Source organism: Micromonospora lacuserhaii, from assembly GCF_036902735.1.
Lineage (GTDB): Bacteria > Actinomycetota > Actinomycetes > Mycobacteriales > Micromonosporaceae > Micromonospora.
Map to the genome: position 1 here is coordinate 35,662 of NZ_JBAKHO010000003.1, position 15,271 is coordinate 50,932.

At 73.5% G+C, this 15,271-nt stretch carries 15 protein-coding genes; 7 read left to right on the top strand and 8 right to left on the bottom strand.

The window, feature by feature from the left end; all coding sequences use genetic code 11:
- Positions 1–110: 110 nt before the first annotated feature.
- Positions 111–575 (bottom strand): hypothetical protein, encoded by a 465-nt coding sequence (locus V6U81_RS02700; protein ID WP_334483857.1) that lies wholly within the window; start codon positions 573–575, stop codon positions 111–113.
- Positions 576–702: 127 nt separating this feature from the next.
- On the bottom strand, positions 703–2,502 hold the full coding sequence (locus V6U81_RS02705) for a potassium channel protein (RefSeq protein WP_334483860.1): 1,800 nt from the start codon (positions 2,500–2,502) through the stop codon (positions 703–705).
- Positions 2,503–2,602: 100 nt separating this feature from the next.
- Here V6U81_RS02705 and V6U81_RS02710 point away from each other — a divergent pair, with 100 nt between their 5' ends.
- The 3 genes from V6U81_RS02710 to V6U81_RS02720 all read left to right on the top strand — a co-directional run bounded on the left by V6U81_RS02710 (position 2,603) and on the right by V6U81_RS02720 (position 5,745).
- Complete coding sequence (locus V6U81_RS02710; protein WP_334483863.1) at positions 2,603–3,094, top strand: MSMEG_6728 family protein; 492 nt, start codon at positions 2,603–2,605, stop codon at positions 3,092–3,094.
- Between the two features lie 39 nt (positions 3,095–3,133).
- Positions 3,134–4,660 (top strand): FAD-dependent oxidoreductase, encoded by a 1,527-nt coding sequence (locus V6U81_RS02715; protein WP_334483866.1) that lies wholly within the window; start codon positions 3,134–3,136, stop codon positions 4,658–4,660.
- A 641-nt stretch (positions 4,661–5,301) separates the two neighbouring features.
- Complete coding sequence (locus V6U81_RS02720; RefSeq protein WP_334483869.1) at positions 5,302–5,745, top strand: HNH endonuclease; 444 nt, start codon at positions 5,302–5,304, stop codon at positions 5,743–5,745.
- Positions 5,746–5,819: 74 nt separating this feature from the next.
- Here V6U81_RS02720 and V6U81_RS02725 read toward each other — a convergent pair whose 3' ends face one another.
- Both V6U81_RS02725 and V6U81_RS02730 read right to left on the bottom strand, forming a co-directional pair.
- Positions 5,820–6,587 carry an enoyl-CoA hydratase/isomerase family protein gene (locus tag V6U81_RS02725; RefSeq protein ID WP_334483872.1) on the bottom strand — a complete coding sequence of 256 codons (768 nt, stop codon included), beginning with the start codon at positions 6,585–6,587 and terminating at the stop codon, positions 5,820–5,822.
- 120 nt (positions 6,588–6,707) lie between these two features.
- Entirely contained in the window at positions 6,708–9,107 is a 2,400-nt protein-coding gene (locus V6U81_RS02730; protein WP_334483875.1) for a M4 family metallopeptidase, read from the bottom strand.
- 167 nt (positions 9,108–9,274) lie between these two features.
- Here V6U81_RS02730 and V6U81_RS02735 point away from each other — a divergent pair, with 167 nt between their 5' ends.
- The 4 genes from V6U81_RS02735 to V6U81_RS02750 all read left to right on the top strand — a co-directional run bounded on the left by V6U81_RS02735 (position 9,275) and on the right by V6U81_RS02750 (position 12,882).
- Positions 9,275–9,832: a hypothetical protein gene (locus V6U81_RS02735; protein ID WP_334483877.1), complete on the top strand. Its 558-nt coding sequence runs from the start codon at positions 9,275–9,277 to the stop codon at positions 9,830–9,832.
- A 73-nt stretch (positions 9,833–9,905) separates the two neighbouring features.
- Positions 9,906–10,568, top strand: a complete 663-nt coding sequence (locus V6U81_RS02740) for a type 1 glutamine amidotransferase domain-containing protein (RefSeq protein ID WP_334483880.1) — start codon at positions 9,906–9,908, stop codon at positions 10,566–10,568.
- Positions 10,569–10,675: 107 nt separating this feature from the next.
- Positions 10,676–12,283, top strand: a complete 1,608-nt coding sequence (locus tag V6U81_RS02745) for a succinic semialdehyde dehydrogenase (RefSeq protein ID WP_334483882.1) — start codon at positions 10,676–10,678, stop codon at positions 12,281–12,283.
- A complete protein-coding gene (locus V6U81_RS02750; protein WP_334483884.1) occupies positions 12,280–12,882 on the top strand; it encodes a TetR/AcrR family transcriptional regulator in 603 nt (200 codons plus the stop codon). Before V6U81_RS02745 ends, V6U81_RS02750 begins: the two co-directional genes overlap by 4 nt.
- A 243-nt stretch (positions 12,883–13,125) precedes the next feature.
- Here V6U81_RS02750 and V6U81_RS02755 read toward each other — a convergent pair whose 3' ends face one another.
- From V6U81_RS02755 to V6U81_RS02770, 4 genes are all read right to left on the bottom strand, one after another.
- Positions 13,126–13,551 (bottom strand): ASCH domain-containing protein, encoded by a 426-nt coding sequence (locus V6U81_RS02755; protein ID WP_334483888.1) that lies wholly within the window; start codon positions 13,549–13,551, stop codon positions 13,126–13,128.
- A 31-nt stretch (positions 13,552–13,582) separates the two neighbouring features.
- On the bottom strand, positions 13,583–14,197 hold the full coding sequence (locus V6U81_RS02760) for a histidine phosphatase family protein (RefSeq protein WP_334483890.1): 615 nt from the start codon (positions 14,195–14,197) through the stop codon (positions 13,583–13,585).
- 92 nt (positions 14,198–14,289) lie between these two features.
- On the bottom strand, positions 14,290–14,709 hold the full coding sequence (locus V6U81_RS02765) for a VOC family protein (protein ID WP_334483892.1): 420 nt from the start codon (positions 14,707–14,709) through the stop codon (positions 14,290–14,292).
- Between the two features lie 35 nt (positions 14,710–14,744).
- Positions 14,745–15,149, bottom strand: coding sequence for a helix-turn-helix domain-containing protein (locus V6U81_RS02770; RefSeq protein ID WP_334483895.1), 405 nt, complete (start codon positions 15,147–15,149; stop codon positions 14,745–14,747).
- Positions 15,150–15,271: the final 122 nt, after the last annotated feature.

The following is a 15,271-nucleotide window of genomic DNA, read 5'->3' on the forward strand; positions in this document are numbered from 1 at the left end:
TCCCCTCCCCGTGAAGTGAAAATTTCTTCGCGGAGTTTGAGGGTCAGCCGGCCCGGGTAACAAGCCCCCTGATCAGATCCTCCTGAGAGGAAGCTGAAAGAAGCTCCGCCTCAGGAGGCCAGCCCGGCAATCAGTTCCCGGGCCTTCTGCTGCGCGACTTGCGGGCTTTTTGCTTCCACAACGGACACGTTGCTTGCGGCGGTTCCACCATTGATGCCCACGAAGTGGACAGTTGGGAATCTTGCCGCTCCGGCCCGCAATGCGCCCACCGGTCCCGGACCGGCGCTGAGAATAAGATCACACCTGCTCTGAACCAGGCTCGCCAGATACGTCTCGGCGTTCTCCGCCGTCTGCGGCCCGTTCACCTCGAGATACTGGATCTTGACGTGGGTGGCCACGGACGCCTCCTGCATCCCGGCCCAGACCGGTGCCGCCTCCGGCTCCGCGACACCCTTCTCGCCGGTCAGCAGGCACGCCGTCTCCGCCCGGTACTCGCGCTGGCGCGGCGGCGGCGCGTCGGCCGGCCACAGTGCCCACGCCAGCCCACCGGCGACGACCACGAGCGCGGCGACCACCGCCCACCACGGCGGGCGCACCCGCAGCCACGACGGGAGTGCGCCCGCCCGCGCGGGGCGCTGCCGCTCCCGGATCCGACGTCCCAAGCCTCCACCAAGCACGGCGAGAGACTACTCGGCGCCGGATTCAGTCCTGGCCCTCCCGGGGTACCGGCGCAGCCGGGGAGGCCGGCGGGGGCGGAACCGCCGGCGGCGGCGGGGTCGACTCGCGCAGCAGCCCCGCGAGCCCGGCCCGGCGGGCCACCACGGTCAGCCGGTCCCCCGCCGAGATCACCATCCGCGGGTCGGTCTTCCAGTCGGTCTTCTGCCCCGACCGGGTGTGCGCGAGCAGGCGTACCTCGCCGGGGCGGGCCACCGAGGCGAGCGGACGGCCGTCCAGCGGGGCGCCCGCCGCCACCGGCACCTCCACCACCAGCAGCGCGTGCCGGTCGACCGGGATGGTGGCGATCACCGCGCGGTCCAGCAGCGCCACCGCGAACGAGGGCGCGGCCAGGTACGACACGCTGCGCGAGATGCCGATGCCGAACGCCTTCTGGATCCGCTCGGCGAAGTCGCCGTCGAAGAGCCGCAGCACCACCCGCACCTCGGCGTTGAGCGCCCGCGCGTTCAACGCGGCCCGCAGGTTGACCCCGTCGTCGGTGGAGACCACCACCAGCGCCTGGCAGTGCTCCACCGAGGCCGACCGCAGCGTCTCCTCCCGGGCCGCGTCGCCGACGATGAGCGGCACGCCCAGCCGGCGGGCCAGCGCCGCGCCCCGGGCCTCGGGGTTGCGGTCGATCACCACCACCTCGACGCCGAAGTCGCGCAACTGCGCCATCACCCGGGTGCCGATGTTGCCCAGCCCGACCACCACCACGTGCCGGGCGCGGACCGGCTGGATCCGCCCGGAGTGCAGGGCCAGCCGGGCGTTGACGATGCCGTCGACGACCACGGCGGTGATCAGCGGGATCAGCGCCAGCCCGGCGAGGTTGAGCACCACCTGCATGATCTGCGCGGCGGCCGGCTTGCCGACGTCCGGGTCCTGCCCGCTGAGCGTGGTGACCAGGGTGAGGTAGAGCGCCTCGGCCCAGCTGACGTGCGCCGCCCGGCCGTTGAGCCAGCCGAGCACGGCGATCACCGCCAGCAGCAGGAGGACCGCGATGCCGATCTTGCGGGTGGCGAAGCTGCGGACCGCGCGGAGCAGCACGGCCAGCGGCTGCCGCCGGCGGCGGGCCCGGACCAGTCGGCGGGCGGCCAGCTCGGTGCCGACCGGCTGCCCGGTCGCCTCGGCGAGCACCACGTCGGCCGCGGCCTCGTCGGCGGGCAGCACCCGGACCAGGTCGGGGTCGGTCGTCACGGCCAGGCCGCTGACCACGTCCGCCGGGCGTACGTCGTCGCGGCGGGCCACGTAGAGGGTGCGACCGCCGTGCCGGAAGTGGGTGGGGGCCACCTCGCCGAGCGCCGCGGCGACGAACGCCGGGGCTGCCATCGAGGCGTCCGACAGGACCGCCGAGTCGGGGAAGAGCTGGCGCAGCCCGTTGGCGAGGCTGGTGTTGAACATCCGGACCACCAGGCGCAGCCGCGGCTCGACCTCCTGGGCGCAGAGCGCGGCGTGCATGTTGCCCACGTCGTCCTGGTGCAGCAGGGCCAGCCCGTCGGCGCCGGCCAGCCCGGCCCGGCGGAAGGTGGCCTCGTCGAGCCGGTCGGCGCGGACCACCTGGATGCCGTCCAGGTCGCGGCCGTCCGGGCCCTCGGAACGGCGCCGCTCCGGCACGACCAGGGTGATCCGGATCCGGCCCGACGGCAGCTCGGTGCCGAGCAGCGCCCGGACCACCCAGTACGCCAGCGGATCGTTCCCGCAGACCACGTAGTGCGGGCGGGTCTCGCCGTTCATCCGCAGCCGCCAGCCCGTCGCGCGCCGGGCGCGGTCGCGCAGGGGTTCGGCCATGACCGGATGGTAGTCAGCCGGTCGCACCGGGCGCAGCCCCCGTGATCATGAACGTCGGGCGTGCCGGCATGTCCGGGCCGGCGACGGGTAGAGCACCGGCATGCAGACCTTCCTCCCGTACCCGGACTTCCTGGCGAGCGCGCGGGTGCTCGACCAGAAGCGGCTGGGCAAGCAGCGGGTGGAGACCATCCAGGTGCTGCGCGGGCTGACCCGGCCGAACTACGGCTGGCGCAACCACCCGGCGGTGAAGATGTGGGCCGGCTACGAGGAGGCGCTGACCCGGTACGGGCTCGACATGTGCGCGGTCTGGTCCGAGCCGGGCCGGGCCGACACCTGCGCGGCGACCATGGCCACGGACCTCGCCGCCGCGTGCGGCATCACCGCGATCCGTACCCAGGCCGAGCTGGCCGGGGCCGGTGAGCTGCCGCCCTGGCTGGGTCGGGAGGACCTGCACCTGAGCCACCGCTCGTCGCTGCTGCGCAAGGACCCGGAGCACTACCGGCCCCGCTTCGGCGAGATCCCGCCCGACCTGGAGTACGTCTGGCCGGCCTCGGACCGGGATCGACGCTGCCTGCTGCCGTCCGACGGCTGAGCGGGCAGACTGGGGACTCGGTCGGGCGGGAAGGTGCACATGGCGCTGTCGCAACTGTTGGGTCGGCTCATCGGCGTACGCGAGCACGAGGTGGACCCGGGCGGCGGCGGTGCCCCCCGGGTGCCGCGCCCGGTCACGGCGGTGGTGGTCGGCGGCGGCATCGCCGGCATGTCGGCGGCGGTGGTGCTCGCCGAGCGCGGGGTGGACGTGACGGTGCTGGAGGCCGCGCCGATCCTGGGTGGCCGGCTCGGCGCCTGGCCGGAGCAGCTGCCCGACGGCAGCCAGCAGAACGAGCACGGCTTCCACGCCTTCTTCCGGCAGTACTACAACTGGCGGGCCATCCTGCGCCGGGTCGACCCGCAGCTGGGCTTCCTCAAGCCGATCCCCGGCTACCCGATCCTGAGCGAGCGGTGGCCCAGCGAGGAGTTCGGCAAGCTGCCGCCCGCAGCGCCGGCGAACCTGCTCGCGCTGCTGCTGCGCAGCCCCAGCCTGCGCCTGGCGGACCTGCGCGGAATGGATCGGGACGCGGCCCTGCCGCTGCTCAGCTACGACCCGGTGCGCACCTACGCCGAGTTCGACCACACCACCGCCGACGAACTGCTCGCCTCGTTGCGCCTGCCGGATCGGGCCCGGGCGATGCTCTTCGAGGTCTTCTCGCACTCGTTCTTCAACCACGAGGCGGAGATGTCGGCCGCCGAGATGATCGCCCAGTTCCACTTCTACCTGCTCGGCAACCCGGAGGGGCTGGCCTTCGACTGCCCGGACGAGGACTACGCGACCGCGATCTGGCAGCCGCTGACCCGGCACGTGGAGAAGTACGGCGGCCGGGTGGTCACCGGCGCCGCCGCGACCCGGCTGGACCGGAGCCCGGACGGCTGGCGGGTGACCGTCGCGGACGGCATGTCGTACGACGCCGGTCACGTGGTGCTGGCCGTCGACCCGCCGGCGCTGGCCGCGCTGGTGGCCGCCTCGCCCGGCCTGGTCGCGGCGGCGCCCCGGCTGGTGGCGGCGATGCCCGCGTTCGGGCAGGCCGGCCCGCCGTACGCGGTGGCGCGCTACTGGCTGGACGGGGACGTGCGCGCCGACCGGGCGGTGTTCAGCGGGGTGTCCCGGCAGCCCACCCTGGACTCGGTGACCCTCTACCACCGGCTGGAGAACGAGTCCCGCCGCTGGGCGGAGCGGACCGGCGGCGCGGTGGTGGAGCTGCACGCGTACGCCTGCGAGCCGGACGTGCCGGCCGAGGAGCTGGCCGAGCGGATGCGGGTCGAGCTGACCGCGCTCTGGCCGGAGGTGGCCGGGCTGCGGGTGCGCGAGCTGCGCGCCCGGGTCGAGGCGCAGGCCCCGGCGTTCACGCCCGGCAGTCACACCGGCCGTCCGGGGGTACGCACCGACGCCCGCGGCCTCTACCTGGCCGGGGACGGCATCTCCACGGAGTTCCCCAGCGCCCTGATGGAACGGTCGGCGGCGACCGGGATCATCGCCGCGAACCACATCCTGCGGCGTGCGGGCGCGGCGGCCGAGCCGGTCCGCTCGATCCGCCCGCGGGGGCTGCTGGCGCGCCGCTGAGGGATCCCGGACACCCCCCTCCGGGCAGTCCGGCGCGTCGCGCGACCGGTCACCTCGCCGCTTGCGCCGCTTGCGCCGCGGGTGCCCGGCTGTCGGGCGTGTCGCGGCCGGCAGCCACTTCTCGCCGTGAGTGATATGACTGAACGTCATAAATATGCCGCAGAGTCATATCACTCACGGCGACAAGCGGGGGTACGCATTACGCAGGGTGATGTCGGCCGTATCGCCATCAGGCGATTCGCCCTTTCGGCCCCAGATCCTGATCTACGCTCGACTGACGTCGATCGACCCCGGCGCACCGCCGGCACGGGAGGTCGGAGGGTGGCAGCGCACCGGGCCGACGTGGTGCTCCCGCCGTACTCCGTCGAGGGCGGATCGAAATACGTTGCCCCTCTCTCCCCCGCCGACCTACCGTGATCGCGCAAGGTCAACCGCCGGATCGGGAGTTCAGCATGACGAACGCGCACGCCACCCGTGTGCCGTCGACGCTGCCCAGCGGCGGTCACCGAGCCGAAGGTCCCCGGGACGGGTGGCCCGACTGACGCGTGTCCGCACGCGCCTTCAGCCGCCCGTCCCACCATGGACCGGACGGCTTTTCGCTGTCCGGCCCGCTCCGCCGCCGATCGTGAAGGGAGAGCCCGGTGGACGCCGTCCTCGTCATCAACGCCGACCTCGGCCCGCTGCACCGGGTCACCGTCCAGCACGCCATCCGGATGCTGTGCCGCCGGGTCGCGGAGATCCACGAGGCCGAGCCGGACCAGGTGATCGGCGTCTTCCCGGTCCCCCGGGTGGTCCGCCTCGTCCGGTACGTGGTGACCCGCTGGCGGTTCAGCGCCGGGCCGGCCTGGTCCCGGGCCGGCGTGCTGCGCCGCGACGCCCGCTGCTGCGCGTACTGCGGCGGCCCGGCCAGCACCGTCGACCACGTCCTGCCCCGCTCGCGCGGCGGCCGGAACACCTGGCGGAACACCACCGCCGCCTGCTACGCCTGCAACCAGCGCAAGGGCGACCGGACGCCGGCCGAGGCGGGCATGCCGCTGCGCCGCGAGCCGGTCGTGCCGAGCTGGGCCGCGTTCGCCGGGCGGTGACGAGACCGGCCGGCGGGCACAGGGGGCCGTGTCGGGGGTACACCCCCGGCGCGGCGCCCGCCGGCCCCGAGCCGTCAGTTCCGGCCGGACGGCGACCAGGTGAAGCGCGGCGACCGGCGCTCGTGGAACGCCGCCACCCCCTCGCGGGCCTCGCCGCTGGACCGCGCCTTCCCGTGCCACCAGGCGATCCGGGTGCTGTTGGCCCGGTCGTCGACGATCTCCTTGGCCGCCGCGACGCTCAACTGGGAGCGCTGGGCGATGGCGGCGGTGACCGCGTCGACCCGGGCGGCGAGGTCGTCGACCACCTCGTCGACCAGCCCCACCCGCAACGCCCGCTCGGCGTCGATCAGCTCGGCGGTGAAGAGCAGGAACTTTGCGGTGGACGGGCCGACCAGCCGGGTCAGCCGCCGGGTGGTCGGCGCCGGGTAGACCAGCCCGAGCCGCGCCGGGGGTACGCCGAACCGGGCGTCGGGGGCGGCGATCCGCAGGTCACAGGCGACCGCGAGCTGGCAGCCGCCGCCGACGCAGGGGCCCTGGATCGCCGCGATGGTCGGCTTGGCGAAGGCGGCGAGCCGCTCCTCGGCGGCGACCGCGATGCTCCGGTCGCCGGCGTCCAGCAGCTCGTCGAGGTCACCCAGGTCGGCGCCGGCGCAGAACGCGCCGTCCGCGCCGGTGAGCACCAGGACCCGCACCGCCGGGTCGGCCTCCAGGTCGTCCAGCAGACCCGGGAGCTGCCGCCACATGGCCGGTGTCATCGCGTTGCGCCGCCCGGGGTGGCGGATCGTCACCGTCGCCACGGCGCCGGTCACCTCGACGGTCAGCTCGGCGTCCGGCACCGCCACCACCCCTCTCCGCGGGGCCGCCGCGTGCCGGGACCCGTCCCGGCGACCATAACGGCGCGGGCCCGACGACCACCCGCGAGGGGTGGCCGCCGGGCCCGCCGACGGCGAGGTCAGGTCAGGTCAGGAGACGTTGACCGCGGTGTCGTCGATCACGAAGGACGTCTGGAGCGAGGAGTCCTCGACGCCGCTGAACTTCAGGGTGACGGTCTGGCCGGCGTACGAGGCCAGCGAGAACGACCGCTGGGTGTACCCGGTGGCCTTGTTCAGGTTCGAGTAGGTCGCCAGGGTCGCCAGCACCGTCCCGGAGGAGTTGAGCACCTGCACCTTGAGGGTGTCGTACGCGATGCTGGTGGTGGTCTCCGACGTGTCGATGTGCAGCCAGAAGCTGAAGTTGTACGACGTGCAGCCGGCCGGCAGGCTCACCGACTGGGAGAGCGTGTCGGTGTGGGTGGTGCCGTACCCGTCCAGCCAGGCGTTCCAGGTGCCGCCGTGGGTCGGCTGGCCGCTGCCGCCGTACTGGCCGATGACGCCGGAGGTGGAGGCCCAGACCGTGTTGCCGGACTCGAAGCCGGGGTTACCGAGCTTCTGGCCGGCGCCGGTGCAGCCGCCGCCGGTGCCGTTCACGGTCAGCGTGTAGCTGGCCGAGTGGCTCACCGCGCCGGCGCCGGTGACGGTCACCGTGTAGGTGCCGGCCGGGGTGCTCGCCGAGGTGGCGATGGTGAGGGTGGACGAGCCGCCCGAGGTCACCGAGGTGGGGTTGAACGACGCGGACGCGCCGGTCGGCAGGCCGGACGCGGAGAACGTCACGGTCTGCGCGGTGCCGCTGGTGGTGGCGGTGGCGACGGTGGTGGAGACCGAACCGCCCGCGGTCACCGAGCCGGAGGTCGGGGAGAGCGAGACGGAGAAGTCGTTCCCGGTCGACGTGCAGGGCGCGTCGCTGCCGGAGACGGCGACCGCGGTCCACGCCGCCTGGACGGCCTTGTACTCGGTGGAGCAGTTGCCGTACAGGTCGGTCGCCGCCCGCAGGCTGTAGGCCCGGGCGGTGTTCGACGGGGTGGTGGTGTTGACGTACGAGGTGTTGGAGGTGAAGTACACGTCCAGGGCGCGGAACCAGATCTTCTCGGCCTTGGCGCGACCGATGCCGACCACCGCGGGGGCGGAGCCGCAGACCGGCGAGGTGCCGTACGCGGTGGAGCCGGTGCCCTCGGCCAGGTTGAAGAAGAAGTGGTTGGCCGGGCCGGACGAGTAGTGCACGTCCTTGTTCTTGGTGCTGGTGGTCCAGCAGCTGTCGGACGAACCGTCCAGCGACGGGTTGTACATGTAGCGCAGCGGGGTGCCGTTGCCGTTGATGTTGATCTTCTCGCCGACCTGGTAGTCACCCGGGTCGGCGGTGGTGTTGGCGTAGAACTCGACCATCGAGCCGAAGATGTCGCTGGTGGCCTCGTTGAGGCCGCCGGACTCGCCGGAGTAGGTCAGGCCGCCGGGCACCACGTTCTCGGTGACGCCGTGGCTCATCTCGTGGCCGGCCACGTCGAGGGAGACCAGCGGGCGGGCGTTGCTCGAACCGTCGCCGTACGTCATCCGGGAGCCGTCCCAGAAGGCGTTGACGTAGTTGCTGCCGTAGTGCACCCGGCTCGGCACGCCGGTGCCGTTGCCGAAGATGCCGTTGCGGGCGTGCACGTTCTTGAAGTAGTCGAAGGTCTTGGCGGCGCCGAAGTGGGCGTCCACACCGGCCGACTGCCGGTTGGAGTTGGTGCCGGTGCCCCAGGTGTTGTCGGCGTCGGTGAACGTCGTGCAGGTCGACGTGCCGTTGTTCATGTCGCAGGTGGAGTTGTTGCCGTGCGACGGGTCGATCATCTGGTACGTGCTGCCGGAGAGCGTGGTGTCGATGCTGACCGTGCCGGAGTAGATGCTGTTGCCGGTGCCGGCCACGGACTCGATCTCGTCGTACGAGCCGATCACCCGGCCGGTGGCGGCGTCGGTGATGACGTGCAGCTTCGACGGGGTCTGCTTGTCGGCCTTCCAGCCGGAGGCGACGGTCTCCCAGGCGAGGCGGCCCCGGCCGGAGCTGGCGTCGACGAAGAGCTCCGGGGCGCCCACGGTGGTGAGGCTGCCGGAGAACGTCTTGCGCGCGGTCGACTTGGCCGCCGCCGAGGAGATCTTGGCGCCGGTGCCGAGGGTGAGCGGGGCGGCGAGGCCGACGGAGGTGCCGGCGTAGCTGCCGTTGGGCGCCGTGTGGATGACGAAGTCACCACCGTAGACGCGGAGGCCCTTGTAGGTGCGGGTGTAGCGGGTGTGCGCCGCTCCGTTGGCGTCCACCTTCGTACGGACGGCCTGGTACGACTCTCCGCTGGCGCCCTGGACGGCGCCGGGGTTGCTACGGAGCAGGCTTTCGGCACGAGCTGCGGGTGAGGTGTCCGGGGCGGGGGCGGTGGGGGCCGCTTGCGCTGCGGTGGCGACGCAGGTCAGCACCCCGCTGGTGAGCAGAGCTGCGCTGACGGCGGCGAGGGTTCTTTTCACGTGCCCTCCTGACAAGGGAAGTTGTGACGGGGGTAGTCACGCATGTAGATATAGCGATACACCGCGGAAAAGAGAAGGGGTGGAGCGCTTCCAGCCCTCGACACTGGCCGAACGGAGGAGGAGTCCTGGTGAGGGAACCCGGCGGCGTCGATGCACGTCCGATCGGCATGAGATCACCCGCCCCTGCCGCTGTCAAGATCATGGTCGCCGCCGCCCTGCTGACCGGCTGCTCAGCGACCGACCCGGCGTCACCTGGGTTGTCGCCGTCCGCCTCGGCCACCGGGGCCACCGCGTCCACCGGGGCCACCCCGGCGAGCAGCACCCCTGGCGGCGGGACCTCGGCCCCCGCGACGACCGGCGCGCCGGCCACCACGGGCACGACGCTCCCCCGGGTGGTGCTGAACCGCACCGGCGGCTTCGCGGGGCAGACCCGGACGGTCACCGTCGAGCCGGACGGCCGCTGGACCGTCACCGGCGACGGGGCCCGGGGCAGCGGGCAGCTGACCCCGGCCCAGCTCGACCAGCTCCGCTCCCTGGTCGCCGACCCCCGGCTCGCCGCCGAGGCGACCCGGCCCACCGCGTCGACCGTGTGCCGGGACGCCTACGAGTACCAGCTCACCGTCGGCGCGACGAGGTCGTTCTACGTCGACTGCCCCTCGGACGCCGCCCGACCGCCGGCGACCCGCGCCGCGGTCGAGCTGCTGACCCGGGCCACCGGCGGCTGAGCCAGGCAAACCTGTCGCCGGTGTGTCATTCGCCTATTGGTCGGCCATGGGTTCGCGAGCCAGCATGGTCGGTATGACACGTGCACTCATCGCTCTGACCAGCCACCGCCAGCTCGGCGACACCGGCCGGGAGACCGGCTTCTACGTCGGCGAGGCCGCCGAGCCGTGGGAAATCTTCCGGGGTGCCGGCTGGGACGTCGACCTGGTCTCGGTCGCCGGCGGCCAGCCGCCGCTGGACGGCCGGGACGAGAACGACAAGACCCAGAACGACTTCCTGGCCACCGCCGACGTGGCGAACACCCCGACGGCCGCGGACGTCGACCCGGCCGGCTACGACGTGATCGTGTACGCGGGGGGCCACGGCGCGATGTGGGACTTCCCGGACAACCCGGACCTGGCTCGGATCGCCGCGTCGATCTACGAGCGCGGCGGCGTGGTCTCCGCGGTCTGCCACGGCCCGGCGGCGCTGGTGAACCTGAAGCTCTCCGACGGGTCGTACCTGGTGGCGGGCAAGCGGGTGGCCGGCTTCACCAACGACGAGGAGAACGCCGTCGGCCTCACCGACGCGGTCCCCTTCCTGCTCGCCGACAAGCTGACCGCCGCCGGCGCCACCCACGTCCCGGCGCCGAACTTCACCGAGCAGGTGGTCACCGACGGCCGCCTGGTCACCGGCCAGAACCCGCAGTCGGCCCGGGCCATGGCGGAGGCCGTCGTGCAGGCCGTCCAGTCGCGCTGACAGCCGTTCTCCTTCGAGGGGTCGTCCCGCCCGGGCGACCCCTCGACGCGTTCCCGGTGGCCCACGCCACTTTGCAACGCGACGTTGCGTTGCGTAGCGTGCAGGTCATGACCGCCGCCGCGTTCGCCTCGCAGGCCGCCGCCCCGAGCAACCCGGCCACCGGCGGGGTGCCCCCGGTGGTGCCCGACCGGGCCGGGGAGCTGGTGGGCCAGGTCCGGGGCAGCGGTCCCGCGTTCACCGCATTTTCCCCGCTGACCGGGGCGCCGACGGTGGACGTACCGTCGAGCGGCCCGGCCGATGTGGCGGGTGCCTTCGCCGACGCGGCCGACGCCCAGCGGGCCTGGGCGGCCCTGCCGGTCGCCCGTCGGGCCGCCGCGCTGCTCCGGCTGCACGACCTCGTCCTCGACCGGCAGGCCGAGGGGCTGGACCTGATCCAGCTGGAGTCGGGCAAGGCCCGCCGGCACGCCGTCGAGGAGGTCCTCGACGTGGCCATCACCGCGCGCTACTACGCGCGGGCCACCGGGCGGCTGCTCCGCCCCCGACGCCGGGCCGGCGCCCTGCCGGTGCTCACCCGCACCGTCGAGCTGCGCTCCCCGGTCGGCGTGGTCGGCGTCGTCTCGCCGTGGAACTACCCGCTCTCGCTCGCCGGCGCCGAGGTGCTGCCGGCCCTGATGGCGGGCAACGCGGTGGTGCACCGGCCCGACCCGGCCACCATGCTCAGCGCGCTCTGGCTGCGCGACCTGGCCGTCACGGCCGGGCTGCCCGCCGCGCTCTGGCAGGTCGTCGCCGGGGAGGGCGCCGACGTCGGCCCGCTGGTCACCGGGCGCGCCGACCTGGTCTGCTTCACCGGCTCCACCCGGGTCGGCCGGGAGGTCGCCGCCCAGGCGGCCCGCCGGCTGGTCCCCGCGTCGCTGGAGCTGGGCGGCAAGAACCCGCTGCTGGTGCTCGACGACGCTGACCTGGACCGGGCGGTGGAGGGGGCGATCCGGGCCTGCTTCGCCAGTGCCGGCCAGCTCTGCGTCTCGGTCGAGCGGGTGTACGTCGCCGACCGGCTGCACGACGAGTTCCTGCGGCGCTTCGTGTCCCGCACCGCGACCCTGCGGCTCGGGGTCGGCGGCGACTTCGACGCCGACCTCGGCTCGCTCGCCTCCGCGCGGCAGCTCGACACGGTCACCGCGCACGTCGCCGACGCCGTCGCCAAGGGCGCCACCCTGCACACCGGCGGCCGGCACCGCCCCGACATCGGCCCGTACGTCTTCGAGCCCGCCGTGCTCACCGGCGTCACCCCCGGCATGACCATGTACGCGGACGAGACCTTCGGCCCGGTCGTCGCGGTGTACCGCTTCGACACCGACGACGAGGCGGTCGCACTGGCCAACGACACCGCCTACGGGCTCAACGCGAGCGTGTTCAGCGGCTCCGGCGCGCGTGGCGAGGCGGTGGCCGCCCGGATCGACGCGGGCAGCGTGAACGTCAACGACGGCTACTCCGCCGTCTGGGGCAGCATCGACGCCCCGATGGGCGGCTGGAAGGACTCCGGGCTGGGCGGCCGGCACGGCGCCGACGGGCTGCTCCGGTTCACCCGGGTCAAGACCGTGGCCCGGCAGCGCGGGCTGGACCTCGCGCCGGCGTACCACCGGCCGGGCGCGGAGACCGCGGCCTGGACCCGCCGGATGACTACGGCGCTGCGCCTGCTGCGCCGCACCGGCCGATGACCGCCCCCGGTGCCGCGGCCGGCGGCGGGCGCGGCCCGCGCGGCGCCGCGGCCATCCACGCCGCCGTGCTGGACCTGCTGGAAACCGAGGGGTATGCCGGCCTGACCATCGAGGGGGTGGCCCGCCGCTCGCGGGTCAACAAGACCACCCTCTACCGCTGGTGGCCCTCGAAGCCGTCGCTGGTGGCGGCGACCTTCCGGCACGCCATCGCCCGCGATCTGCCGGTGCCGGACACCGGCTCGCTGCGCGCGGACCTGGTCGCGCTGGTGCGTTCGAAGGCGGCCTTCCTCGGCGACGGGCCCGGCCGGCTCGCCGCCGACGTGCTGGCGCACACCGGCGCGGACGACGAGCTGGCCCGACTCGCCGACGAGCTGCTCGGCCAGCACTGCGCGCACGTGGCCGAGGTGACCGCCCGGGCCCGCACCCGGGGCGAGCTCACCGGCCCGGTGGACGACCTGCTCCTGGCCGACCTGCTGCTCGGGCCGGTGTGGCTGCGCGCCGTGGTGACCCGGCGTCCACTGTCGACGTCCGACGCCGACGCGCTGGTCGACACCCTCCTCGCCGGCCTGCCCCTGGCCCCCTCGACCGGCCCGACCTGACCAGCGTCGCCGTTCACCCCGGCCCGTCCCCAGCGGCGTCGCCGTTCGCCCGGCCCGGCCGCGACTGGCTGTCTCTCAGCCTGCCTACAAACTTGATGACGTCGACGAATCAACGCCAGCCGTCGAGAGCCGGCCTCGGGTGACGGCCGTGATGCATTCCCGTCATCAGGTTGGTAGCGAGGCAACCGGGCCTCGGGCGCCCGCCGGTCGGACATCGTCCCGCTGCCGGCAGGGCGGCTGTGATCAGAGCACCGTGACCAGGCGGAACCGTTCCACCACCACGAGCATGTCGTCGTCCACGGTGAAATCCGGGTCGCCCAGCCAGCCGCGGTAGTCCGGCCCGTGCCAGTACTCCTCGTGGCCGGCCCGCCAGTCGGCGACCGACTCGTACCCCTCGCCCTCGTCCCGGGCGTGGTCCAGGTCGACGTCGCCAACGCGGACGATGCGCACCTCGGTCAGCTCGATCACGGCGACCGGACGACCGGCGGAGTCGACGACCACCGAACGGTCGCCCACGACCGGCAGCGGCTCAGCGTCGCGCTCGTAGTCCTGCAACAGCCCGGTGGTCGAGGTCTTCGCCCCGGAGAGCACGGCGGCGACCAACTGGTCACGCAGCGGCCCCGGGAAGGCGAACTCGCAGATCGGCAGGTCGTCCGGTGTCGTCGTCACCGGGCCGACAGTAGCCGGGGCACGCCGCCGGTCACACCCGATAATCCGGGGGCAGCCCGGTGCCCCGCAGCTCCGGCGGCAGGTGGGCGACGTCGTTGAAGGCGATCAGGCTGGGCGGGCCGGCCGAGCTGTAGCGGATCACCGTCAGCCCGGCGTTGTGGTGGTTCAACCCCAGCCAGCGCCGCTCCGGCGCGCCCAGGGCGTGCCGGACCAGCCAGGCGATCAGGAAGTTGTGGGTGATCACCAACTCCCGGACGTCCCCCTCGGCCGGGGCCGTGGCGAAGCGCGCCACGGCCTCCGCCGCCAGTCGCGGCCCGTCGACCCGCTCGGCCGCCGGGAACCCGGCCAGGAAGTCCACGTACGCCGGGGGCAGGCCGGCCGGGTCGGTGTCATGCGGGAGGTGGTCGCCGGCCAGCTCCGTCGCGTACACCGGAATGCCGGTCAGCGACCCCGCGACCAGCTCGGCGGTCTCCGCGGCCCGGCGCAGCGGGCCGTGGTGGACGGCGCGCACCGGTACGCCCCGCAGCCGCTCGCCGAGCAGCGCCGCCTGCCGCCGGCCCCGCGCGGAGAGCCCCACCTCGGGCGCCTCGGCGGCGGCGCTCTCCTGCTCGGCGTGCCGGGCCAGGTAGAGCAGGCGGGTCGGCATGGTCGTCTCCTCGTGAGGTCGGGAGGCGCGATGCTAACCCGCGCCTCCCGACCCGCACCGCCCCGGCGTCGCCGGCCCCCGCCACCGTCCCCTCAGGACCTGGGGAACATCTGGCCGATCCGGATCCGGTTGCCGAACGGGTCCCGGATGCCGAAGTCGATACCGTACGGCCGCTCGGTCGGCTCGTCGGTGATCTCCACGCCCTTGGCGACCAGGTCCTCGTACGTCTTGTGGGCGTCGTCGGTGGTCATGAAGAGGTAGCCGCCCAGCGCCCCCTTGGTGAGCAGCTCCCGGACCTGCTCCGCGGTGGCCGGGTCCAGCGCGGGCGGCCCGGGCTTCTCCAGCAGGATCTCGCGCTCCTGGTCACCCGGGAGGTTGACCGTCAGCCAGCGCATGAAGCCGAGGTCCTGGTCCGTGTTGACCTCCATGCCGAGCTTGCCGACGTAGAAGTCGAGGGCCTGGTCCTGGTCGAGGACGTAGATCTGGGAGCGGCTGATCGCGTTCATCGTCATGCCTGAAACGCTAGAGGACTGCGGTGACCTGCTGCTTATCCAAAACTGCTGGGCCTGGTCCAAGCCTTGGTGAAGCAGCTCGGCACGTGCGCGGCGGCGGCCGACCGGCTCCTGCGGAAGTCGCTCGGCGACTCGCCGACGATCTGGCGGAACGTCCGGCTGAACGAGCCGAGGCTGCTGAACCCGACCGCGAAGCAGATGTCGGTGACGTCCCGGTCGCTCTCGATCAGCATCGACATGGCCCGTTCCACCCGCCGGCGTTGCAGGTAGCGGTGCGGGGTCTCGCCGAAGGTGGCGCGGAACGTCCGGATGAAGTGCGCCTCGGAGACGAGCGCGATCCGGGCCAACGCGGGGATGTCCAGCGGCTCGGCGTACGCCCGGTCCATCGCGTCCCGGGCCCGCAGCATCGCCCGGTTCGACTCTTCCACCGCACGACTCATCGCACCCTCCCGGCCCGCGCCGACCCCCGTCCCCGCCGAGCCTAGGCCAGACCCCGCCGACCGAGGGGGCAGCGACCTCGCCGGCGGTACGCCTGGCCGCCGTCCGGCATTCACCCCGGTGT

What these genes read in the sequence shown, in the direction of transcription:
- V6U81_RS02705 (WP_334483860.1), bottom strand. Translation starts at nt 2,502, where the DNA reads ATGGCCGAACCCCTGCGCGACCGCGCCCGGCGCGCGACGGGCTGGCGG.
- V6U81_RS02710 (WP_334483863.1), top strand. Translation starts at nt 2,603, where the DNA reads ATGCAGACCTTCCTCCCGTACCCGGACTTCCTGGCGAGCGCGCGGGTG.
- V6U81_RS02715 (WP_334483866.1), top strand. Translation starts at nt 3,134, where the DNA reads ATGGCGCTGTCGCAACTGTTGGGTCGGCTCATCGGCGTACGCGAGCAC.
- V6U81_RS02735 (WP_334483877.1), top strand. Translation starts at nt 9,275, where the DNA reads ATGAGATCACCCGCCCCTGCCGCTGTCAAGATCATGGTCGCCGCCGCC.
- V6U81_RS02740 (WP_334483880.1), top strand. Translation starts at nt 9,906, where the DNA reads ATGACACGTGCACTCATCGCTCTGACCAGCCACCGCCAGCTCGGCGAC.
- V6U81_RS02745 (WP_334483882.1), top strand. Translation starts at nt 10,676, where the DNA reads ATGACCGCCGCCGCGTTCGCCTCGCAGGCCGCCGCCCCGAGCAACCCG.
- V6U81_RS02750 (WP_334483884.1), top strand. Translation starts at nt 12,280, where the DNA reads ATGACCGCCCCCGGTGCCGCGGCCGGCGGCGGGCGCGGCCCGCGCGGC.
- V6U81_RS02760 (WP_334483890.1), bottom strand. Translation starts at nt 14,197, where the DNA reads ATGCCGACCCGCCTGCTCTACCTGGCCCGGCACGCCGAGCAGGAGAGC.
- V6U81_RS02765 (WP_334483892.1), bottom strand. Translation starts at nt 14,709, where the DNA reads ATGACGATGAACGCGATCAGCCGCTCCCAGATCTACGTCCTCGACCAG.
- V6U81_RS02770 (WP_334483895.1), bottom strand. Translation starts at nt 15,149, where the DNA reads ATGAGTCGTGCGGTGGAAGAGTCGAACCGGGCGATGCTGCGGGCCCGG.